The sequence below is a fragment of the Methylobacterium phyllosphaerae genome, assembly GCF_001936175.1.
Lineage (GTDB): Bacteria > Pseudomonadota > Alphaproteobacteria > Rhizobiales > Beijerinckiaceae > Methylobacterium > Methylobacterium fujisawaense.
In genome coordinates this window covers 5,283,657-5,305,807 of sequence record NZ_CP015367.1, presented here as the reverse complement: position 1 = coordinate 5,305,807, position 22,151 = coordinate 5,283,657, and the positions used below count along the sequence as shown (strand labels likewise).

Annotated in this window: 19 protein-coding genes; 9 read left to right on the top strand and 10 right to left on the bottom strand. The window is 69.4% G+C overall.

Annotated elements, in window-relative coordinates; all coding sequences use genetic code 11:
- Positions 1–334 precede the first annotated feature (334 nt).
- From MCBMB27_RS24280 to MCBMB27_RS24260, 5 genes are all read right to left on the bottom strand, one after another.
- Positions 335–586 carry a hypothetical protein gene (locus tag MCBMB27_RS24280; RefSeq protein ID WP_051044591.1) on the bottom strand — a complete coding sequence of 84 codons (252 nt, stop codon included), beginning with the start codon at positions 584–586 and terminating at the stop codon, positions 335–337.
- A gap of 456 nt (positions 587–1,042) precedes the next feature.
- Positions 1,043–1,765, bottom strand: a complete 723-nt coding sequence (locus tag MCBMB27_RS24275) for an ABC transporter ATP-binding protein (RefSeq protein WP_043380492.1) — start codon at positions 1,763–1,765, stop codon at positions 1,043–1,045.
- Positions 1,758–3,806, bottom strand: a complete 2,049-nt coding sequence (locus MCBMB27_RS24270) for a branched-chain amino acid ABC transporter ATP-binding protein/permease (protein WP_075381466.1) — start codon at positions 3,804–3,806, stop codon at positions 1,758–1,760. The genes MCBMB27_RS24275 and MCBMB27_RS24270 overlap by 8 nt, the downstream gene beginning before the upstream one ends.
- A gap of 38 nt (positions 3,807–3,844) precedes the next feature.
- Positions 3,845–4,717, bottom strand: a complete 873-nt coding sequence (locus MCBMB27_RS24265; RefSeq protein ID WP_043345455.1) for a branched-chain amino acid ABC transporter permease — start codon at positions 4,715–4,717, stop codon at positions 3,845–3,847.
- Between the two features lie 132 nt (positions 4,718–4,849).
- Positions 4,850–6,061, bottom strand: a complete 1,212-nt coding sequence (locus MCBMB27_RS24260) for an ABC transporter substrate-binding protein (RefSeq protein ID WP_043345452.1) — start codon at positions 6,059–6,061, stop codon at positions 4,850–4,852.
- A gap of 453 nt (positions 6,062–6,514) precedes the next feature.
- Between MCBMB27_RS24260 and MCBMB27_RS24255 the strand changes: the two genes are divergently transcribed.
- The 9 genes from MCBMB27_RS24255 (at position 6,515) to MCBMB27_RS24215 (ending at position 16,949) form a co-directional block, all read left to right on the top strand.
- Positions 6,515–6,826 carry a hypothetical protein gene (locus MCBMB27_RS24255; protein WP_236952805.1) on the top strand — a complete coding sequence of 104 codons (312 nt, stop codon included), beginning with the start codon at positions 6,515–6,517 and terminating at the stop codon, positions 6,824–6,826.
- 39 nt (positions 6,827–6,865) lie between these two features.
- Entirely contained in the window at positions 6,866–8,248 is a 1,383-nt protein-coding gene (locus tag MCBMB27_RS24250; protein WP_075381464.1) for a PepSY-associated TM helix domain-containing protein, read from the top strand.
- Between the two features lie 19 nt (positions 8,249–8,267).
- Entirely contained in the window at positions 8,268–8,663 is a 396-nt protein-coding gene (locus MCBMB27_RS24245) for a DUF2946 domain-containing protein (RefSeq protein WP_075381463.1), read from the top strand.
- A gap of 57 nt (positions 8,664–8,720) precedes the next feature.
- Positions 8,721–11,030, top strand: a complete 2,310-nt coding sequence (locus tag MCBMB27_RS24240) for a TonB-dependent receptor family protein (protein ID WP_075381462.1) — start codon at positions 8,721–8,723, stop codon at positions 11,028–11,030.
- Between the two features lie 139 nt (positions 11,031–11,169).
- A complete protein-coding gene (locus MCBMB27_RS24235; protein WP_075382089.1) occupies positions 11,170–12,141 on the top strand; it encodes an ABC transporter substrate-binding protein in 972 nt (323 codons plus the stop codon).
- A gap of 47 nt (positions 12,142–12,188) precedes the next feature.
- On the top strand, positions 12,189–14,165 hold the full coding sequence (locus MCBMB27_RS24230; protein WP_236952804.1) for a sensor histidine kinase: 1,977 nt from the start codon (positions 12,189–12,191) through the stop codon (positions 14,163–14,165).
- Positions 14,162–14,560 carry a response regulator gene (locus MCBMB27_RS24225; protein ID WP_043760537.1) on the top strand — a complete coding sequence of 133 codons (399 nt, stop codon included), beginning with the start codon at positions 14,162–14,164 and terminating at the stop codon, positions 14,558–14,560. The genes MCBMB27_RS24230 and MCBMB27_RS24225 overlap by 4 nt, the downstream gene beginning before the upstream one ends.
- On the top strand, positions 14,557–15,822 hold the full coding sequence (locus MCBMB27_RS24220) for an adenylate/guanylate cyclase domain-containing protein (RefSeq protein ID WP_075381460.1): 1,266 nt from the start codon (positions 14,557–14,559) through the stop codon (positions 15,820–15,822). The genes MCBMB27_RS24225 and MCBMB27_RS24220 overlap by 4 nt, the downstream gene beginning before the upstream one ends.
- Before the next feature lie 140 nt (positions 15,823–15,962).
- Positions 15,963–16,949, top strand: a complete 987-nt coding sequence (locus tag MCBMB27_RS24215) for an ABC transporter substrate-binding protein (protein ID WP_075381459.1) — start codon at positions 15,963–15,965, stop codon at positions 16,947–16,949.
- A gap of 63 nt (positions 16,950–17,012) precedes the next feature.
- On the opposite strand, the gene MCBMB27_RS24210 is transcribed toward MCBMB27_RS24215, so the two are convergent.
- The 5 genes from MCBMB27_RS24210 to MCBMB27_RS24190 form a co-directional block, all read right to left on the bottom strand.
- Positions 17,013–17,489 (bottom strand): YidB family protein, encoded by a 477-nt coding sequence (locus tag MCBMB27_RS24210; protein ID WP_075381458.1) that lies wholly within the window; start codon positions 17,487–17,489, stop codon positions 17,013–17,015.
- Positions 17,490–17,553: 64 nt separating this feature from the next.
- Positions 17,554–18,969, bottom strand: coding sequence for a TAXI family TRAP transporter solute-binding subunit (locus MCBMB27_RS24205; RefSeq protein ID WP_043345428.1), 1,416 nt, complete (start codon positions 18,967–18,969; stop codon positions 17,554–17,556).
- 95 nt (positions 18,970–19,064) lie between these two features.
- On the bottom strand, positions 19,065–19,268 hold the full coding sequence (locus MCBMB27_RS24200; protein WP_043350217.1) for a CsbD family protein: 204 nt from the start codon (positions 19,266–19,268) through the stop codon (positions 19,065–19,067).
- A gap of 105 nt (positions 19,269–19,373) precedes the next feature.
- Positions 19,374–20,297 (bottom strand): PhnA-like protein, encoded by a 924-nt coding sequence (locus MCBMB27_RS24195; RefSeq protein WP_075381457.1) that lies wholly within the window; start codon positions 20,295–20,297, stop codon positions 19,374–19,376.
- 219 nt (positions 20,298–20,516) lie between these two features.
- Entirely contained in the window at positions 20,517–21,977 is a 1,461-nt protein-coding gene (locus MCBMB27_RS24190; RefSeq protein ID WP_043350222.1) for a helix-turn-helix transcriptional regulator, read from the bottom strand.
- Positions 21,978–22,151: the final 174 nt, after the last annotated feature.

Here is a 22,151-nt window from a genome sequence, read left to right as displayed (position 1 = left end):
CCGGAGATCTGGCGATGCCGTTCGGCGTGGTGCGCCCGCTCCATCTCCCGATCCTGCCGCCCCCGCCAGGTCGCGGGCGCCAGCGAAGATCGTCCTTCCCGATGCGCCAGCGGAACGCCGCCATGCGTGACCAAGCCGCTCCGACCGGCGCTTCCACAATCCTGGGGATCAGCCGAGCTTCAGACCTCTGCGCGAGGACGCGGATGCCGGTTCGGCACGAGGTTCCCGGCGGCATCGGGATGACCCTTCTCATCCCTGCTGGCCACGCCCGCCTGGTCAGCGGCGGCCTCGGAGGCCTCATCGGCTGGGTCGAACCAGGCCGCGCTGTCTCGCCTCAGCGCGCCCGGCGCCGCGGCTCGGGGTCGTGACAATGCATCTTCGGCGGTGCCGTCGCACAATCGATGGAACAGGTCTGATCGCGCCGGCAGATCCATTGCAAGGCCCCCGTCTTCATACAGGAGCCGGAGCAATGACGGTGCGGGCCATCCATCGGTTCGACGAAGGTGGCCGGCGCGTCCGGCGACCCCGCACTTGGCTGCACGGAGCCGGCAAAGGCGAATGCCGGAAGGATCAGGAGGGCCGACATGCGACGTCTCATCAGACCGCCCTCCCCGATCGGCAGCCACCCTCGGCTGCCGGAGCCCCACGACAGGGCGACACAGGAGGTTACCGGCGTTCGGACATCGCGAATGCAGGGATGATCAATGACAAGTCATTTAATCCGGCTCCGCGCGAGCGGAGCCACGATGCATCTCCTGGCCGGCAATGCTTGATTCGTGCTCGCGTCGGCCGGCGCGAGCCGGAACGGCGGGACCCTCCGGCGGTACATGCGTCCGATTCAACACAGCGAGGCGTGGCCGGGCTGCTGGAGCACGGATGTCGTCGTTGGGCAGGCTCCGCATAGCCCTGTGCAGGACACGCCGGCCTTCACGAGGGCGACGCTCGCAGGACGCGACGGTCCAGATTGACGGCATCGCGCCCCGCCCGAAGCGTCAGCCCCCGGAGCGGATCGGTCTCCGCGACCGGGGGTCTCGCGGCGGCCTCAGTGGCTGCCGCCGAGATAGGCCGCCCGGACGGCCGGATCGTTGCGCATCTGCTGCGCCGGGCCCTGGAAGCGGATCCGACCGTTCTCGAGCACATAGGCGTGGTCGGCGACGCCGAGCGCCGCCATGGCGAACTGCTCGACGAGCAACATGGTGACCTGCTCGGCCTTGAGCAGGCGGATGATCCGGAACACCTCCTCCACGAGCTTGGGCGCGAGGCCCATGGAGGGTTCGTCCAAGAGGAGGATCTCGGGCCGCAGCATCAGGGCCCGGCCCATCGCGAGCATCTGCTGCTCGCCGCCCGAGAGGGTGCCGGCGAGCTGCGTGCGCCGCTCCTTCAGACGGGGGAACATCTCGAAGGCGCGCTCGCGGTCGGCCGCGACGTCGCCCTTCGGCCGCGCCCCCGTCAACCGGGGAAACGCGCCCAGGGTCAGGTTGTCCTCCACCGAGAGCGTCGGGAAGACGCGGCGCCCCTCCGGCGAGTGCGCGAGGCCGAACCGGGCGACGTCGTGGCTTTCGAGGCCGCCGATCTCGCGCCCGTTGAGGCGGATCGAACCCGCCCGCGGGCGGATCATGCCCGACAGGGCGCGCATCGTGGTGGTCTTGCCGGCGCCGTTCGAGCCGATCAGCGCCACGACCTGCCCCTTCGGGACCGCGAAATCGAGGCCGTGCAGCACCTCGACCTGGCCGTAGCCGGCCGACAGACCCGTGACCTCAAGCATGGGTCAACTCCTCGTCGGCGACCGGGCTGCCGAGATATGCCTCGATCACCTTCGGGTCCGCCTGGACCTCGCGGGCGCTGCCCTCGGCAATCTTGTGGCCGAAATCGAGGACGCTGACGCGGTCGCACAGGCCCATGACCACGTCCATGTGGTGTTCGATGAGGATCACCGTGATGCCGGCGTCTCGGATCTTGCGGATGATCGCCGTCAGCTCGGCGATGTCGGGGGCGGTGAGGCCGGCGGCGGGCTCGTCGAGGAGGAGCAGGACAGGATCGAGGGCGAGCGCGCGACCGATCTCGAGGAGGCGCTGCTTGCCGTAGGGCAGGTTGCGGGCCTCCACCTGCGCCAGGGCGCCCAGGCCGACGAAGTCGAGGATCGCCATGGCGCGGGCGCGCTGCTCGCGCTCTTCCCGACGGCGGCGCGGCGTGCCGAGGATCGCGTCGAAGAGGGTGCCGCGGAACCTGTGATGGAGCCCGACCAGCACGTTCTCCAGCGCCGTCATCTCCCGGAAGAGCTGCACGTTCTGGAAGGTGCGCGCCACGCCGGCCGCCGCGATCTCGGAGGGCGTGCGCCCGTCGAGGCGCTTCGAGCCCTGGCCGCGGGCCAGGGTCACGCTGCCGCCGGTCGGCCGGTAGATACCGGTCAGCACGTTCATCATCGTGCTCTTGCCGGAACCGTTCGGTCCGATCAGGCCGTGGATCGTGCCGGGCCGGACCGTGAGGTCGACGCCGGCGAGGGCCTTGAGGCCGCCGAACTGCATCAGGGCCTGCTCGACGGTGAGCAGCGGGTCGGCACCCCGGCCGCCGCTCTGGACGCTGAGCGCCGCCCCCTCGGCGTAAAGGCTCTTGCCCTCGGCGGTGTGGGCCGGCCGGAGCGCCGGGATCTTCTCTCGGACGAAGCCGACGATCCCGTCCGGCAGGTAGTACACCACGAACAGGATCATCAGACCGAAGACCGTCAGGCGGAAGTCGGTCACGGATTCGAGCGCCAGGGTCGCCGGGAAGAAGGCGAGGCAGAGCCCGACCGGCACCAGCAGGGCGAAGCGGTCCTCCCGGCGCCGGAGGAAAGCGAGGACGCCCACGATCAAGGCGGCAAGGGCGATGAGCCCCGCCATGATCCGCACCAGCTCGATATCGGCCAGCACGTTGGGCATCATCACGACGATCGCGGCCCCGATGATCGGCCCCGCCCGGGATTTGCGCCCGCCCATCGTGACGGCAAGCAGGAACAGCACGGTCAGCTCGAAGCCGTAGGAGTTGGGAGCCACGTAGCGCTCCGACCACGCGAACAGCGCACCGGCGAGACCGGCAAGGGCTGCCGAGATCACGAAGGCATAGACCTTGTAGCGGTAGACGCTGACGCCCATGCAGTCGCAGGCGATCGGCGAGTCCCGCAGCGCCTCGAAGGCGCGGCCGTAGGGAGAGCGCACCACCCGGTTGACGACCAGGATTGTGGCCAGCAGCGCGACGCAGACGAGGTAGTAGAATTCGAGCTTGCGCCCGGCTGCACCCCACGGGGCCTGGAGGCCGAGGAGCGAGAAGTCGAGGACGCGGGCCGGCGGCAGGGTGATGCCGAGGGGGCCGTTGGTCAGGGGCGTCAGCTCGTTGATGAAGATCTGAATGATGGTGCCGAAGGCCAGCGTCACCATGGCGAGGTAGGGACCGGTGACCCGCAGCGCCGGGACGGCGAGCAGCACGCCGAAGGCCGAGGTCACGCCGATCCCGGCCAGGATGCCCCACCACACGCCGAGCTTGAAGTGCAGGAACAGCACCGCGGCCGCGTAGGCGCCGACCCCGAACAGGCCGGCATGCCCGAGACTGACTTGTCCGGTATAGCCGACCACGATGTCGAGCCCGAGAATCAGGATCGCGTAGATGGCGATCACCACCACGAGGTGGATGTAATACGAACTCGTCACCACGTGCGGGAAGGCGGCGAGACAGACCACCAGCAGCACGGCGCCGAGGGCGCCCACGTGGCGGGACAGGCTCGGCGCGGCGGTCGGGACGGGCGCGTCGGCGGGGGCGAGGGTCTGCGCCATGGCTCAGGCTGCCGGGAGAGATGCGCGGGCGGTCACGGTCAGACCTTCTTGATGACCGCCTTGCCGAACAGGCCGACGGGGCGAATGGAGAGGACGACGAGGAGCAGGATCAGGCCCGGCACATCCTTGTAGCCGGTCGAGATGTAGAAGCCGGTCAGCGTCTCCGCGACACCGAGGATCAGGCCGCCGACGATGACGCCGAGGCCGGATTCGAGGCCGCCGATGATCGCCACCGCGAAGGCCTTCAGCGCCAGCACGGAGCCCATCGTGGCCCCGGTCAGCGTCACGGGCGCCACGAGCACGCCCGCGAAGGCCGCCGTCATGGCGCTGATCGAATAGGACAGGGTGATCACCTTCTGGGTGTTGATGCCCATCAGGCCGGCGGCGTCGATGTCGTTGGAGGTGGCGACGACCGCCTTCCCCCAGATCGACTTGCGATTGAAGATCTCGACCGCGAGCATCATCAGCAGCGCCCCCGCGACGATCAGTAGTTCCATCGGCAGGATGCGGACGCCGCCCACTTCGAGGGCAGTCTCGGGGAGTGGCGAGGGAAATTTCAGGTCGTCGCGGCCCCAGACGTTCTCGGCGACGTTCTTGAAGATGATGCCGAGGGCGATGGTGGCCATGATCCATCCGTATTCGGACTTGATCTTCACGGCCGGGCGCACGCCCAGGCGCTCGACCACGGCCCCGAGGGCGAAGCCGAAGACGAGGACCAGGGGGATCATCAGCCAGTAGCCGACGAAGGGCACCAGGGTCAGGCCGAACAGGGCCCCGAGCGCCAGCGCCTCGCCCTGGCCGAAATTGAGCGTCTTCGAGGTCGCGAAGGTGAGCTGATAGCCGAACGCGATGGCGGCGTAGATCATACCGACCGCGACGCCTGAGGCGATGAGCTGAAGCAGGATGGCCATGGATGCGTTGTCACCGGAGGGTCGTCCGGCCGCGCGGCGCGCGCCGCGGGACCGATATGCGACGTGCCAGCAGGCTGGAGTGCCGCCGGACTCTGGGGCACCCGCGCCCGGGTGGGCGCGGGCGTCGGGACCTCAGTTCGAGGACTTCTCCTTGACGCGGACGACACCGGCGTTCTTGGCGTCCTCATCCTTGGCGTAGACGATCTTGCCGTCCTGCACCTTCCCGAACACGACCATGTTGCGCGAGATGGCGTTGTGGTCCTTGGCGGTGAAGGGCTTGTCGTAAGTGGTGACGACGCCCTCGACCTTCTCGTTCAGGTTCTCAAGGGCGGTGCGGATCTTCGCGCCGTCGGTGCTGCCCGCCTGCTTGATCGCCGCGGCGAGGAGGTAGATCGAATCGTAGCCCTGGGCGCCGGCCACGGGGGTCGGGATCTTCGTGACGCCGTAGGTCTTGTAGTAGTTCTCAAGGAAAGCCTTGCGCTTCGGCAGCGTCTGGTCCTCGATGAACGTCTGGGGCATGACCACGCCGTTGCCGTTCGCGCCGGCGATGTCGATGAAGCTCTGCATCGAGGACGGCCAGCTGGTGATCATCGGCACCTTCCAGCCGAGCTTGGCCATGCCGTTGGCGATCTGGGCCAGCTCCGGCCCGATCCCGTAGGCGAGGATCACCTCGGCGCCGGCCTGCTGCGCCTTGAGCAGCTGGGCCGTCATATCGACGTCCTTGATGTTGAACTTCTCGACCGCGACCGGCTTCACGCCCTTCGTGCCGAGATACTTCTCGATATCCTCACGGCCGAGCTGGCCGTAATTGGTCGAGTCTGCGAGGATCGCGATCTTCTTATGGCCCTGCGCGAGGGCCTCATCGACCATCAGGCCCGCCTGCAGCACGTCGTAGGCCGAGTTCCGGAAGACGTAGTTCGAGTCGTAATCCGGCTCTTTGAACTGATTGGTGATGATCGTCCCGGTGGCAACGTTGTTGAACACCGGGATTTCGGCTTCTTGGTAAAAGCGTTGGGCCGCGAGCGCGACGCCGGTGTTGATGAACCCGACCGTCGCGACCACCTTCTCCTTATTGATCAGCTCTTGCGCGACTTGCGCACCGACCTCGTTCTTGGCCTCGTCGTCGCGCTCGACGAGTTGGATCGGCCGACCGAGGACACCGCCGGCCTTGTTGATTTCGGCAGCGGCGAGCTTGGCGCCGTCGCGCATTGAGACGCCCATCGAAGACGATCCCCCGGTATAGGGACCGCTCAGCCCGATCTTGATCGGATCCGCAGCCCATGCGGGGGCCGACAACATCGATAAGAACAGCACCGCAGCTGCTGCGCGACCTGCGAAGACCATCGTTCCCTCTCCAAGCTCCCGCTCGCGCGGCATGCCCTTCACCGTGGCACTCTGCCGACGACGTCTCATTGAGTCAGGTCGGGCCGTCAAGCTGATGCTCTGATGAATCCAGAACGAATAATAAAGATTGTACCGATCTCTCCGCAGGATGAGCAACACAGGAGAAGAATCCAGCCCTGCCGACCGGGCGAGCGGATTAAAGGGCGACCGGACTCGTAGTGCGCCGACATCCGGCACGGCGCGCTCTGCGGCGTCCGCAGGGCCTCGAGCCCAACGCCGTCAGGGCGGATGCGGCGCGGTCTCATCGGGGCGCGCCCCTCCCGGTCGTCGCCGATGCACAGGGCGTCCAGCGCCGTATGGGACCCGCGCATTGACGCGCCGCAGTCCGGCCGCATAGATCGCCCCATGCGCCGGCGGCAGCCTCGAACGGGTAGAGGGCGCGCGATCATTGGCTTGGTCGCGCTCTACGCGCTGCTGCTTCAAGCCTTTCTGGGGCTCGCCACACCGAGCCGCGCCCTGGACGGTCCGGGCGAGGTGCTCTGCGCCGGGCATTCGTCGGGCGAGCCGGCGAGCAAGAGTGTGCATGTCCATGCGTGCTGCACGGTCGTGCAGGCCGGGACGCTGACGCTGCCCCCCATCGATCCGGAGGCGGCGGCCTGGCCCTCCGCGCCGACCTCGCTGTGTGCGTGGCGCCCGGAAGCCGAGATCCCGACGACGGGACCTCCGGCCTATAACGGAACCGCGCGAGGTCCGCCCGCGGCCTGACGATCCCGATCCCGATCGCTCAGGCCCGGACCTCTCCTCATGTCGATTGTTCTGCACGGCAGCGCCCCCGCGTACGGGGCGACTGCTACTGGACGACTGTCCAGCGACGCCTTCTACCGGGCCGTCTGGCGCTGGCACTTCTACGCGGGCCTTCTGTGCCTGCCCTTCCTGATCAGCTTGTCGGCGACCGGCGCGCTCTACCTGTTCAAGGATGAGATCAACGGCAGCCTGTTCGCGTACCGGACCAAGGTCGCCCCCCAGGCGATGGCGCCGCTCGGCCCGGATCGCCTGATCTTCAATGCGCTGCAGACGGTGCCGGACGGCGCGCCCGTCACCTACGTCGATCCCGCCGCCCCGGACGCCGCCGCGCGCGTAACGGTCGCGGTGGGCGATCGCCGCATCCAAGTCTACCTGAACCCCTACACCGGTGACGTGCTCGACCGCGTCGACTCCGATCGCGAGTTCATGGCGGTGGTTCGGGGGCTGCACAGCCTCGCCCTGCTCGGCCCGCTGGCGAATGCCGTGATCGAGATCGTCGCGGGCTTCGCGGTCATCCTGGTGGTGACGGGCACGTATCTCTGGTGGCCCCGCGGTCGGAGCAGCGGCGTCGTCACCGTTCGCGCCACGCCCCGCCGGCGCGTGTGGTGGCGCGATCTCCACGCCGTCACCGGATTCGTGGCCGGCGGCGGTCTGCTCTTCCTCGCGCTCACCGGGTTGCCCTGGTCGATCTGGTGGGGGCAGCAGCTCCGCGCATGGTCGAATGCCGCCGGCCTCGGCCAACCGGCCGCGCTCTGGGCGAACCGGCCGGTCTCCACGATACCCCTGCGCGACAGGCTCGAGGATGCGGGCTGGACCCTGCAGGACGCGCCCATACCGCGCTCTACACCGCCTGCCGCAGCGGGCGCGGGCATTGGAATCGACGAGGCCGTCGCGAGTCTCGGACGCATGGGGATGCCCCACGGCTTCGAGCTGGCGCTGCCCGTCGGCGCCGACGGGGTCTACGCCGCCGCCATCTACCCGCGCGACGTCACCCGGCAGCGGGTGATCACCCTCGATCAGTATTCCGGGCGGCCGCTGGTCGACGTCCGCTTCGCCGATCTCGGCCCGGTCGGCCGGGCGATCCAATACGGCATCGGGATCCACAAAGGTGAGCATTGGGGCCGCGCGAACCAGTTCGCGATGCTGGCCTTCTGCCTCGCCACCATCCTGCTCGCCGTGACGGCCGGAACGATGTGGTGGAAGCGGCGCCCGGCCGGCAGCCTCGGGGTGCCGCCGTGGCCGCCTAACCGGCGGGTGCGGGTCACCGTGACCCTGATGATCCTCGGGCTCGGGATCCTCTTCCCGCTGACCGGCCTCGCGATCGCCGGGATGCTCGGTCTCGATCTCGGCGTGGATCGGCTCCGAAGGCGCGGGATGAGCTGATCCGGAGCGGACGGGCGCCATGCCCGTGCGGACCCGTTCTCGTCTGACGCGCCGGCGCCCGGGCCTTCTGGGTGCGGGGCTGATCGTGTGCGCGCTCTGGATCCAGGCGCTGGCACCGGCCGTGGCCATCCGGATGGCGCAGGCGCCGTGGGGGCTGCCCGGCCAGATCCTGTGCGGGCATGGGCCGGATCAGGCGACGGAAGTCGCCATCGGTCCGCATGCGCCGGCACTGACGGGCTGCGGCCTCTGCGGGCTGTGTCGGGCCGGCGCCGTCCCGCCGCTTCTTCCGACGGTGGTCGGCCTCGCCCGTCGCCTGCGCTGGCATGCGGTGACGTGGCCGATCCCGCCCCCAAAGCCCATCGTCTCGGTCCACCGCATCCCCGGCCAACCGCGAGGGCCGCCCCGTTTCGCCTGATCGCCTGCCCATGCCCGCGGCCCCGCCGCTTGCCCCACCGATCAGACGAGTCCTCCGATGCCCCCCGACCAGACCGCCTTGCGCGGCCGCGCCCTCGCGCTTCTGCTTGCCGGTACCCCCCTCCCCGCCCTCGGCCAGACCGCGGTCATGCTGGACGAACTCTCCGTGGAGGGCGAAGCGGCGCCGTCTGCGGGCCGGACCACGGCTCCGCCTTTCGGCGTGGCCGCGCCCCCCGGCGCGGCCCCCTCGGTCATCGAGCATCCGGTGGGCGAGATCGTCACTGGCATCGGCCGGGACGGCACCATCGCGAACCGGCCGGCGACCAGCATCGGATCGGTCCTGGTGAACAGCCCGGGCGTCACGGTCCGGCAGGGCAATGGCGGCCGGGACGTGGTGATCTCGATCCGCGGCAACAACGCCCGCTCCACCGGCGTCATCAAGAACACCGTCGTTCTGGAGGACGGCTTCATTTTGACCCAACCGGACGGGGCGTCGCGCTTCGACCTCACGGACCCGCGGGCCTACAGCCGGATCGACGTGTTCCGCGGGCCGCAATCGCCCCTCTTCGGCAACTACGCCACCGGGGGCGCGCTCGCGTTCCGGACGCGGACCGGGCGGGAGATCGACGGCTACGAGATCGGGGTGGATGCCGGCAGCTTCGGCTACCTCAGCAATTACTTTACCGTCGGAGGCGTCAGCGGTCCGTTCGAGATCAGCCTGTTCGCGAGCGACGTCCGCGCCAACGGCTATCAGGACCATGCGAGCTATGACACGCAGACCATCAATCTGCTCGCGAGCTACACTCCGACCCCGGACAACCGCTTCACCCTCAAGGTGATCAACAACACCCTCGACGCCAACCTTCCCGCCCGCTCGTCCCTGGCCCAGTACCGGATCAACCCGTACCAGCGCGGCTGCGCCGCCGCCGCAAGCGCGGCGGCCGGCTGCACCACCTTCAACCTGTTCCGGAACGGAGCCTTCGGCGCGACCGTGCCGGTGACGGCGGATGAAGGCGGCTTCGGGCGCAACGACCGCCGGACCATCGTGGCGGCCCGCTGGGAGCACGACATCGACGCCTTCACCACGTGGCGCACGCAGCTCGGCTTCGACGAGCGCAACTTCGATCAGCCCTTCTACCAGACATCGTCGCGGGGCTCGTATCCGTCCTGGAATTTCCTGACGGACCTGACCCGGCGGGGGGATCTGTTCGGTCTGCCGGCGACCGGCTATGTCGCGCTGGCCTACAACACGATCGACAACCACATCACGACGTTCAACCGGGCGCCCTATGACGGCCCGCGCCTGGGGGCGCTGATCGGCGATCAGACGGCGGTGCAGTCGAATCTCGGCGGCCGGGCGCGGCTCGAACTCGCCCTGTCGGACCAATGGACCGGCGTTCTCGGCCTCAGCGCCGAGAGCACGTCCATCACCGGCCGCAACCTGGCCTACAGCTACGCGGCGAGCGGCGCGACGCGGACAGTGGCGGACGCGAACCGCTCCTTTCTCAACGTCGCCCCGGAACTGGCGCTGGTCTACCGGCCGGATCCGGCCTGGGCGCTGCGCGGCCGGGTCGCCACCGGCTATACGACGCCGGCCGCGAGCAACCTGTTCATCACCCCCGCCGGACTTCCGGGCAACAACACCCAGCTCCAGACGCAGGAGAACCTGGGCTTCGATCTCGGCGCAGAGTGGAGTCCGGTGACGGATCTCCGCTTCAGCGTCACCGGCTTCTACGAGTTCTTCCGCAACGAGCTGGTTACGCAATCGCCGGGGGCGGGCCTCCTCGCCTACACGTTCAACGCGCCCGCCTCGGAGCATCGGGGGATCGAGGTCGGCGCCGACTGGGCCTTCGCGCCCGGCTGGCGCGGAACCCTGGCCTACACGTTCGACGACCAGATCTACACCCGCTACACCGAGCAGCTCAGCGCGGGCAGCCTGACCCGTCGGTTCGACCGGGCGGGGAACCGGATCCCCGGCGTTCCGGCCCACCAGCTGCTGGCCCGCCTGGGCTACGACGTGCCGAGCGGGCCGCTCGCCGGTCTCGGAGCCTTCGTGGAGACGGTGGTTCAGGGCGACTTCTACCTCGACAATGCCAATTCGCTGAAGGCGCCGGGCTATGCGATCGTCAACGCCAACCTGCACTACGCCACGGACCTGACCGGCGGATACGCCAAGCGGCTCAGCGTGTATCTCGAAGTACGCAACCTGTTCGATACGACCTACGTGGCCTCCGCGCAGAATCTCGCCAATGGGATCAGCGCCACGACCGGCCTCCAGAACGGGGCGGCGGTGCTGGCGACGACGACCGGCTCGATCTTCGCGGGGGCTCCACGGAACATCGTCGGCGGGATGCGGCTGGCATTTTGAGCGTTGCCGGCGGGCCGGCGCGTGGTGTCAATGCCGAGCTTGCACTATGCTCCGGCGATCGATCGCGGGGGCCGGGCCGATGCGCGCGGTCCGGGCCGCGCGGCGCGGGCCGTGGGCGGAGACTTGGCGCGATGGTCGGATGAGGCGGCGCACCGTAATCGCTGGATTGGCGCTGGCCGGATGGCCACGCATCGCCGGAGCGCAGACGCAGGCCCACGTGGCGGCGCTCTGGCCGTTCACGGAAAGCGATGACGAAGGTCGCGCGCTCGCGGAGGCGTTCAATGCCGCCCTGCGCGACCAGGGGCATCCGGATCAGCCCGTCGATCACCGCTGGGGCGGTGCCGACCCCGAGCGGACGCGGATCCTGGCGACCGAACTCGTCGCCGCAAGGCCGCCGGTCATCTTCGCTTATCTGAATGCGCAACTCTCGGCCGTCGCGACGGCGACCCGAACGATTCCGATCGTGTTCGTCGGCGCCTCCGATCCGGTCGGGTTCGGGTATGTGGAGAGCCTCCAACGCCCGGGGGGCAACATCACGGGCTTCACCCTCTACGAGGCGCCCCTGGGTGGAAAATGGGTAGCGGCCCTCAAGGAAGCCGTGCCGAGCATCCGACGCGTCACGCTCCTGTCGAATCCGAGCACCGAGATCCGGGGCAAGAACCTCTACGCCGAGCCGTTCCGCAGCACCGCGGCCGCGCTGGGAATCGAACCCAGGGTCGTAAAGGTCGAGAAGACTGCCGACATCGATCCTGTCATCGCAGATCTCGCGCGACAGGGGCACGGGGGGCTGATCGTCGCGCCCGGGACATTCAGCGAGGCCAACGGCGATCGCATCGTCGCGCTGACGACGCGCAACACGATCCCGACGGTCTTCGCCATCCGGCGCTTCGCCTATCGCGGCGGCCTGATGTCGTACGGTCCCGATCCGACCGAGGCGGTCCGTCGGGCGGCGGCCTATGTCGGTCGCATTCTCCGCGGCGAGAACCCGGCAACCCTGCCCGTCCAGGCGCCCACGAAGTTCGACTTCATCGTGAACCTCAAATCCGCGCGCAGCATGGGCGTGGACATCTCGTCGGCGCTCCTCGCCCAAGCCGATGAGATCGTCGAGTGACGGCGCTTCCCCCACCGACCGGAGATACGGTCCCGCGGTGGCTCCGCGTGCCGCTGTCGGTCAAGTTCGCGGTGGCCTTCGTGGGCCTCGTCAGCTTGGTCCTGCTCATCAACGGGGCCGTCGACCTGACCTTAAACTATCAGGACGCCAAGCGGACGGCGATCGAGACGCAGCGCACCAAGGCGCGGGCGGCCGCCGAACGCGTCGATGCCTTCCTGTCCGGAATCGAGAGCCAGATCGGCTGGACGACCCGCGCCGAGTGGCGGCGGATCCCCCCCGAGCAGCAGCGTTACGACTTCATTCGCCTGCTGCGCCAGGCGCCGGCGATCACGGAGGTCGCCTATCTCGATCCGGCCGGAAAGGAACAGCTGCGGGTGTCGCGGCTCGAACCCGACGCCGTAGGCAGCGGCAAGGATTTCTCGACCTCTCCGCGGTTCACCCAGGCCCTCGCCCAGAAGACCTGGTTCGGCCCGGTCTATTTCCGGCGCGGTTCCGAGCCTTACATGACGGTCTCGGTCGCCCATGCCGGCCGCGACCCGGGCGTGACCGTCGCGGAAGTCAATCTGAAGCTGATCTGGGATGTGGTCAGCGCGATCAACGTCGGCGAGCACGGCTACGCCTTCGTGACGACCGCGACCGGACGCCTGATCGCGCACCCGGATCTGAGTCTGGTCCTGCGTGACACCGACCTGTCCGGTCTGTCGGAAGTCGCGGCGGCGCTGCCCGGATCCCGGATGGCGGGACAGGATTACGAGATCACCACCGGCCTCGACGGCGGCTGGGTGCTGGCGGCCCATGCCACCATCCCGCGGGTCGACTGGATCGTGTTCGTGCAGGAATCGCTGCGCGACGCGATGGGGCCGGCTCTGGAATCCGTCATCCAGACCACCTCCCTGATGGGCCTCGGCGTGCTGCTGGCGGCCGTGGCGGGGACCTTCCTGGCGCGGCGCATGGTCGTTCCCATCCGACAGCTGGAGGATGGCGCAGAACGCTTCGGATCCGGAGACCTCTCGGAACGCATCGTGATCCGCACCGGCGACGAGATCGAGACCCTTGCGCACCGGTTCAACACGATGGCGGGCCGCGTCCAGGAATCCTACGAGACCCTGGAAGCCAAGGTCGAGGAGCGGACCCGCGACCTCAATCAATCACTCGATGACCTTCAGAGAGCCCAGAGCCGTCTCGTGCAATCGGAGAAGCTCGCGTCCCTGGGCCAGCTCACCGCCGGCATCGCTCACGAGATCAAGAATCCGCTGAACTTCGTCAACAACTTCGCATCGCTCTCGAACGAGCTGGTGGACGAGTTGCGGGACGTGCTCGAACCCGCCTCGCTCGATCCGAGCACGCGGGAGGAGGTCGAGGAGATCACCGGCCTTCTCAAGGGCAATCTCGAGAAGGTCGTCCAGCACGGCAAGCGTGCCGATTCGATCGTCAAGAATATGCTGCTGCACTCGCGCACCGGGTCCGGGGAGCATCGCCCGGTGGACGTCAACGCTCTGGTCGAGGAGAGCCTGAATCTTGCCTATCACGGAGCCCGTGCGGCGAAACCCAGCTTCAACGTGACCCTCGTGCGCGATTACGATCCGGCCGCCGGCACGGCCGACCTCTTTCCCCAGGAGATCACCCGGGTCCTCCTCAACCTGATGTCGAACGGATTCTACGCCACCGAGAAGAAGGCCGACGGCGCGGAGCCGGGCTACGAACCGACGCTGTCGATCGCCACCCGGGATCGGGGCGACAGCATCGAGATCCGCGTGCGCGACAACGGCACCGGTATCCCCGACAGCGTCAAGGCCAAGATGTTCGATCCGTTCTTCACCACGAAGCCGGCCGGCGAGGGAACGGGGCTCGGGCTCTCGTTGAGCCACGACATCCTCGTCAAGCAACACGGCGGGACGGTGGACGTCGCCACGGAGCCAGGCGCCTTCACCGAGTTCACCATCACCCTGCCGCGCCAGAGCGTCACGACGACCGCGCCCGCTGCGCCTCCACAGCCGGCGACCGAGACCGAGAGCCAGCCATGAACGTCCTGATCCTCGTCGTCGATGACGAACCCGACGTGACCGACCTGTTTCGGCAGCAGTTCCGCCGCGAGCTGCGCGCCGGACGGTTCGCGATGGGCTTCGCGCATTCGGCGGCGGAGGCCCTGGACCGGATCAACGGGTCCAACGATCCGAGCCTGATTCTGATGCTCTCCGACATCAACATGCCCGGGATGACCGGCCTCGAATTGCTGCCGCGGGTGCGCGCCGCCCGGCCCGACGTGCCGGTGATCATGATCACGGCCTACGGCGATGCCGAGACGCGCGAGAAGGTCATCGCCGCCGGCGCGGTGGGCCTGATCACCAAGCCGATCGATTTCCCCGTCCTGAAGGCCGAGATCGACCGCCGCCTCTCCGCGCTCTCGGGGGCCGAATGACCCCCGGCATGCCGAGCGCCAAGATCCTCGTCGTCGATGACGAGCCGGATCTCGAGGCGCTGATCACCCAGAAGTTCCGCCGCCAGATCCGCCAGGGCCTCGTCACGTTCCTGTTCGCCCATGACGGACAGGAGGCCCTGGACCGCCTCTCGGACAACCGCGACGTCGATCTGGTCGTGTCCGACATCAACATGCCGCGCATGGACGGGCTGACGCTGCTCGCCAAGCTGCAGGACCTTGCCGAGCGCCCCTCGACCATCATCGTCTCGGCCTATGGCGACATGGCGAACATCCGCACGGCGATGAACCGGGGTGCCTTCGACTTCCTGACGAAGCCGATCGACTTCGTGGATCTCGAGACGACGATCGAGCGGACGCTGAGGCATGTCGAGGCTCTGCGCGAGGGCCGGCGGCGGCAATCGCTGGCCGAGCGGGCGCATGCCTCTCTGGCCCGGTACTTCTCGCCCAACCTCGCCGAGCGGCTCGCGGGGGATGCATCGGGCCTGGAACTCGGCGGCCACCGGCGCGACGTGGCCTCCCTGTTCACCGACATCGCCGGCTTCACCAGCCTGGTGGAGAGTCTCGACCCGGCGCAGCTCGCCGAGATCCTCAACGGCTACTTCGCCGAGATGACCGACGTGGTCTTCGCCCACGAGGGGACGGTGGCCAAGATCGTCGGCGACGCTCTGCACGTGCTGTTCGGGGCGCCGGGGGACCAACCGGACCACGCGGCCCGGGCGGTGGATTGCGCGCTGGCCCTCGATCAGGTGGCCGAGGTGTTCCGCGCGCGCTGGCGGGAGCGGGGGATCGAGATCGGCGTGACGCGGATCGGCGTCCATGCCGGGCCGGCGATCGTGGGCAATTTCGGCGGCGGCCGATACTTCGACTACACGGCCTACGGCGACACCATCAACACGGCGGCACGCCTGGAGAACGCCAACAAGGCGTTCGGAACGCGGATCTGCGTCAGCGAGGCCGTGGTGATCCGGGCCGGGCAGTTCCGCGGCCGGCCCCTCGGCGACCTCCTCCTGCGCGGCAAGCAGACGGCTCTGCGCGCCTACGAACCCCTGACGGAGGCGGTCTACGGCGACGCGCTGCTCGCCCAGTATCAGGACGCCTACGCGAAGCTCGATGCCGGGGAGGCCGGCGCCCTCGCGGCCTTCGCGGCCCTGGTCGGGCTGCGTCCCGACGACGGGGTCGCGGCCTTCCACCTGAAGCGCCTCCTGAACGGCGGCAGCGGCAGCCGGGTCGAGGTCCGCTGAGTTCCGCGCCCCGCCGGGATCCCCATCGGTACCCGCGATAGCCCCGCCTTAAGGCAGCGCCTATTACCATCCCCAGGCGCGCGATCGGACCCCCTCCCGATCGGCGCGGCTCGGAACGGGTGAAGGCGGGAGACCGGAGCATGAGACGGCGCGACGTCATCGCGGGCCTCGGCGGCGCGGCCGCGTGGCCGGCCCTCGCCGCCGGGCCGGCGAAGGGTCAGCGTCGCCTGGGGATCCTGCTGGTCTACGGCGAAGCGCATCCCGACAGTCCCGTCATCGTCGACACGCTCAAGGAGAGCCTCAATCGGGCCGGCTGGATCTGGGGCCAGAACCTCGCCGTCGACCTGCAGTACGGCAACGGCGAAGCCGAGCGGATGCGCGGTCAAGCCGAGGAGATTCTGGCGCGCAAGCCCGACGTGGTGCTCGCGCAGGGCGTCGTCGGCGCGACGGCGCTCCAGCGGGCGACCACGACGGTTCCGGTCGTCTTCATGATGCTGCAGGATCCGGTCGGCGGCGGCTTCGTATCCAACCTGTCGCGGCCCGGCGGCAACCTGACCGGCTTCACCAATTTCGACTTCATTCTCGTCGGCAAGTGGCTGCAACTCCTGAAGGAACTCAGTCCCGGCGTCACGCGGGCCCTCGCCTTGCTCAACCCGGATTACCGGGCGCGCCTCGCAGGCTACACGGCCGAGATGGCCCGGATCGGCCCCGAACTCGGGATCGACGCCCGGATCGCCGGCGTGCACGACGCCGCCGAGATCGAGGCGGCGATCACCGGCTTCGCCGCTCAGCCGAAGGGCGGCCTCATCGCGCTGCCGGACGCGGTGACCGGCGTGTACAGCCAGCGGATCGTCGACCTGGCGGCCGCCTACCGTCTCCCGGCCGTCTACGCCTATGCGGCGCCGGTCCGCCTCGGTGGCCTCGCCGCCTACACGACCAGCGTCGAGCAGGATGTGCAGCGGGCGGCGGGCTACCTCGACCGGATCCTGCGCGGCGCGGTGGTCGGCGACCTGCCGGTGCAGGCGAGCGAGCGCTTCATCACCCTGCTCAACCTGAAGACGGCCGCCACCCTGGGTCTGACCATCTCGCCCTCGCTGATGGCGAAGGTGGACGAGTTGGTCGAGTAGCGGCTGCCGGAATCGTCGGCGGAGGTCGTCGCGGCGTCGCCGCGACGACCTCCGCGAAGCGGATCAGCTGAAGGCCGGCAGTCGTCCGTCGGGCGAGTAGCGATCGATGGCCGAGGGCAGGTCGCGCGAGAGGCGCTCCAACAGTTCGCTCTTGCTCAGGCCCGTACGCTGCTCCAGGGCCGCCAACGTGTCCGGCCCGATGGCGCGCTCCAGATCCGCGGCCGGGATGTCGCGGTTCGGGCCGTGATTGATCCAGGACTGCGCCGTCTCGGCATGGCCGCCTTTGGTGAAATGATCGACCAGCTCGGTCAGGCCGCCGGCGATGAGGCCGCCGACGCCTCCCGCGCTGGCGCCGCCGAGGAGGCGATCCAGGTTCGCCGGGATCGTCGACCCCGTCGCGGGCGGGACCTGCGGTGCCGGCGACCGCGCCGGATCCTTGGCGTGGCCGCCGAGCCACTCGGCGATCCGGTCGCGGTTCTGGTAGCCGGCCACCGCCAGCAGTCCCAGCAGGGCGGTCATCGAGGGATATCCCTTACTCATGGCGTCGTCCTTCCTTGGTGCGGGCCGAAGCCCGGGTGGTACGGCGGTGGGCCGCCGCATCGGGTCATGCCGGCGTCTGGGCCGCGTCTGCCGCGACGGCTCTGCCGGCCAGGCCCAAGCCGTCATCCGCGCTCCGGCCAGCCGTGATGGCGCGCTTCACCGTCGAACGGGCCGCGTCGATGGCGATGGTCGCCGCCGACATCGTCCGGGCCTCGGTCGGGCGCTCCAGGGCATGCTTGGCGATGTCGCCCGCGAGATCGTCGATCTCCCGGGCCAGAATCTCGAGACGTCCGGAATCCGGTGTCTCCTGCGCCTCCTGACGGATCTGCAGCAGGCGGTCGGTGGCCTCCTCGACGCGCTCGCGGCGCAGGCGCGACAGGCGCTGGCCGATCCACGCGAGCGCGGAGCCGATGCCGCCGCCCAGGAAGGCGAGCAGGTAGATCCAGGTCTCGTAGCGCTCGATGAAGCTCTGCTGCTCGCGCTCGTAATAATCGACGGCGCCGGGATGGATGGGCAGCCTCGCGCTGGTCGCGCCGACGGTGCCGTCATAGGCGGGGGCCTGAACGTAGTCGGCGGCCGGCGTGACGTTCGCCATCGCGCTGCGCAGCTCGAACAGGTGCTGCGTGACGTCGGCCGCCACGGAGCGTGCGAGGCTCGACCGCGCCATCAGCCGGTACGAAGCGCCGACCGTGTGAACGTCGTCGGCCGGCACCTTGGGGCTGCCGCCGAAGGTCTCGGCCGGCATGGTGACCACCTGCAGACGCGGCAGCCGGGCGACGATCGCCTCTGCATTCTCGACATCCACGAAGGAGATCTTGCGGTTGCGGCTGGCCGCCTGGACGAGGCCGACGATCCGCTGGGCCGTCGGTGCGGTCGGCGCGATGACCGAGATCACTGCGTCGACCCGCTTGCGGGCGAAGGCCGCGCCCAGGTCGCTCTCGGCCATCTCGACCAGGGCGACGTGGCGCGGCGGCAGACCGCCTTCCGGCTCGGTGGTGACCAGCGTCAAACCATAGTGATCCAGCATGGCGCGGATGAGCGCCTCGTCGGCGTCCCGATGGGCCAGGATCGCGAGGCGCTTGCGATCGAGATCGGGGAAGCGGTCGATCCCGGCGGCTTCCGGCGAGGCGATGATCATCGCCTGGTCGCGAAGGATCGCCAACGTCAGGCCGTTGTCGGGGAGTTCGACGTCCGGGCGTACGATCGCCAGATCGACCCGCCCGTCACGCAGCGCCTCGGCACTGTCGCGCACGTCGTCGAAGGGTATGATCTTGAGGCGAATCTCCTTGTGGCGCTTGGCCAGGGCATCCGCGTAGGCCTGGATCAGCGCCGGCTCCGTCCCGTCCTTGGGAGCGACCGCGATGGTCAGGACGGTGGCGCGCGACACCCAGTAGGCCACGCCGGCGCCGACGCTCAGCAGGATGGCGAGCACCAGGAAGACGAATTCCTGACGCAGGAAGAGGCTGGCGAAGTGCCGCATCGGCTCTGCTCCCGCGCATTGAGCGGTTCGGCCCGGCACCGTACCGGACATGGGCCGAGGGGCGGCGCCGGTGGCCCGGCGCCGCGGGATGAGGATCAGTGCTTGCCGGTGATCTTGTCGGCGAGGGTCTTGGCGCCGTCCTTGACGTCGCCGACGGTCTTCTGGGCCTCGCCCTTCAGCTCCTGCGCCTTGCCCTCGGCCACCAGCTTGTCGTTGCCCGTGGCCTTGCCGGCCGCCTGCTTGACGTTGCCGACCGCCTCGTTGGCCAGACCCTTGATCTTGTCGGTGGTGCTGCTCATCGCGTGTGCTCCGTGCGGTTGGAGGGGGGCAGGGATCCCGGCCGGGCGCGTTCCGCCCGCCGGGGATGGGCGGCGCCCGCATGGAGGCGCGGGCGCCGAAGGCGGTCAGACGCGCCGGGTCTCGTAGGCGCCGAGCAGGGTCGCGGGCTTCGGCGCGCCCAGGCGGCCGCCGAGGAAGGCCGCCAGGGCCCCCAGGATCAGCGCCAGCGCCGCGTAGAAGGCGCCCTGCGTGGCCGCCGACTTGGCCGTCACGGCCGCGGCCTCGGCCTTCTGCTTGGCGGTGGCCACCGCCTGGTCGTACTGCGTCTCGTAGTCCTGGATCTGCTGGCGGGCCTGATCGACCGGGATGTTCTGCGCCTTGGCCAGGGCGTCGGCCGCGCGGGCCTCGGCCTGCTGCTTCTGCGACGCGTCACCCGTGAACAGCGCCTTGATCGCCGCCACCGCCGCGTCGCGGGCCGCCTGCGGGTCCTGGCCGGCGGTCTGCTGGCGGACCTTCTGCTCGATGCCGTCCAGCGGGTTCGAGATCTTCGCCAGCGACGGCGCCGCCGCTTGGGCCGCCGTCTGCACGGTGCCGCCCACGAGGTTGCCCGCGCCGCCGAGCGCCCCCGAGACGGTGCTCAGCGTGCCGCCGACCAGGCCGCTGGCGGCCGAGGTCAGCAGGTAGAGCACGACCAGCGTCGTCACCGCCCAGGAGACGAGACCGTGCAGGGCGGCCGCGCCCGGCAGGGGCTTGCCCGAGAGCCGGCCGGCGATCAGGCCGCCGGCCAGCGAGGCGACGATGCCCGAGGCCACGAACCAGATGCCGGCGCCCATCGAGACGGTGGAGGCCGACGGGTTGTCGGCCGCCGTCGTGCCCACCGAGGCCAGGCCCACCCCGACGCCGACGAGGTTCACGATCACCTGGGTGACCAGGGCGGTGACGGCGCCGGCGAAGATCGCCCCCCAGGACACTTGGTTGAGCAGGACGGCGCGCGTGTCGGCGTGCGCGTCCGGCGCGAGGGGCGTTGCTACGGTCTGGATGGTGGTCACGCTGTCACTCCGGTGGTGGTGGTCGTCGTGGGTCGTCGCGAGGGGGGATCGCGACGGGGTATCGCCGGGGGGCGTCGCCAGGGGGCGTCGCGGTGGGGCGGCGCCGGCGAGGGGGCTCAGTCGCGGGCGCCTCATCCTGCGCGGAAGAACTCTGGCCGCGCGGAAGATGAGGGCGGACATCGCCCGATCAATGGTCCGTCCATACCGGTACGGCGGTATTCATCCGTCAGGCCTGCTCAGCGGAAAGCCGTTCTCGCGCCCCCACACCACCGCCTCGCTGCGCTTGTGGATGCCGATCTTGCGGTACAAGGCGGCGCCGTGATTGCGCACCGTGTTGCGCGACAGGCCGAGCTTGCGCGCGATCGCGTCGTCGCCGAGCCCCGAGCAGATCAGGTTGAGGATCTGGCGCTCGCGCACCGTCAGGTTCGGCGCCGCCCCCTCGGCGGCCTCCCGGCCGGGGCGGCGCAGGGTCGCGAGCTTCTCGATCAGCCCGCGGCTGAACCACGACGTGTCGGCCATCACGGTCTCGATCGCGTCGAACAGCTCCCGCTCGGTGTGCTTGCGCTCGGTGATGTCCTGCAGGACCAGCAGGGCGAACTCGGCATCGTTGATGGTCACGCGCTCGGCCGAGACCAGGCAGTCCAGGTTCGTCCCGCTCTCGTGGCGCAGGCACACCTCGACCCCGAGGACGTAGCCGTGCCGGTCGAGGGCGGCCTCGACCTGCAGGCGCTGCTTGTCGGCGACCCACAGCCCGGCCTCGTCGAGGCTACGCCCGACGATCCGGTCCTCGCCGTGGCCGAAGACCCGGCTGAACGCCTCGTTGATGCCGGTGACCTGGAACGTGTCCGCCCGCACCAGCACGGTCGGCACCGGCGTCATCCGGAACGCCTTGGCGAAGCGCTCCTCGCTCTGGCGCAGGGCCGTCTCGGCCTTCCGGCGCAGTTCGAGGTCGGCGAAGGTGAACAGCATGCACGGCTCGTCGCCCATCGCGATCGGCTGGCCGGCGACGATCACGAAGCGGCTGCCGCCGTCGGGCAGGTCGAGGCAGGCCTCCATCTGGGGGATCGTGCCGCCGGACTCGAGGCGCCCGACCGCGAGGTCGCGGTTGCGGGCGCCGGCCAGGACGTCGACCTCGTAGACGCTGCGGCCGATCACGGCGTCGCGGGTGAAGCCGGTCATCTCCAGGAAGCCGGTGTTCACCTTGACGTGGCGCAGGTCGGACAGGCGGGTGATCACCGCCGGGGCCGGGTTGGCGTTGAAGGTCCGCTCGAACCGCTCCTCGGCCTCGAACTGGTCGGAGACGTCCTTGAGGATCAGCGCGAGGCAGCTCGGCTTGCCGTCGCGGTCCGTGGCCACGAGGCTGCGCAGCGAGTGGACGAAATCCATCTCGGGCTTGTCGGCCCGGCGCACCTCGACCACGACATCGTGGAAGCGCTCGCCGGCGACGACGCGCTCGATCGGATACTGGTTGGGCGCGACGTTGTTGCGGTAGCGCAGGCAGAACCGGTCCCGGTACGCGTCCACGGTCGGCCCGAGCTCGTCGAGGCTCTCGGCGCCGTGCATCGCCAGGGCGGCGGCGTTGGCGTACGCGATGGTCTGGTCGGGCTCGACCAGGATCACGCCCTCGCTCAGGCCGGCGATGATCTGCCGGAGTTCGTGCCTGTCGACGCCCGCCGTCACCGCTCTCGCACCCCATGCCGCGCTCGCCGCCCCTCCGGCAGCCGGGCACAAACGGGTTGCGCACAAGCAGGTTCCACTGCGCTCGCGTTTTACACTGGTATACCTGCATCATTGACGCTGTCGTTATCGACCAGAGATAAGTCCGCGCCCTTCCGCCGGACGTGTCGTCCGCTG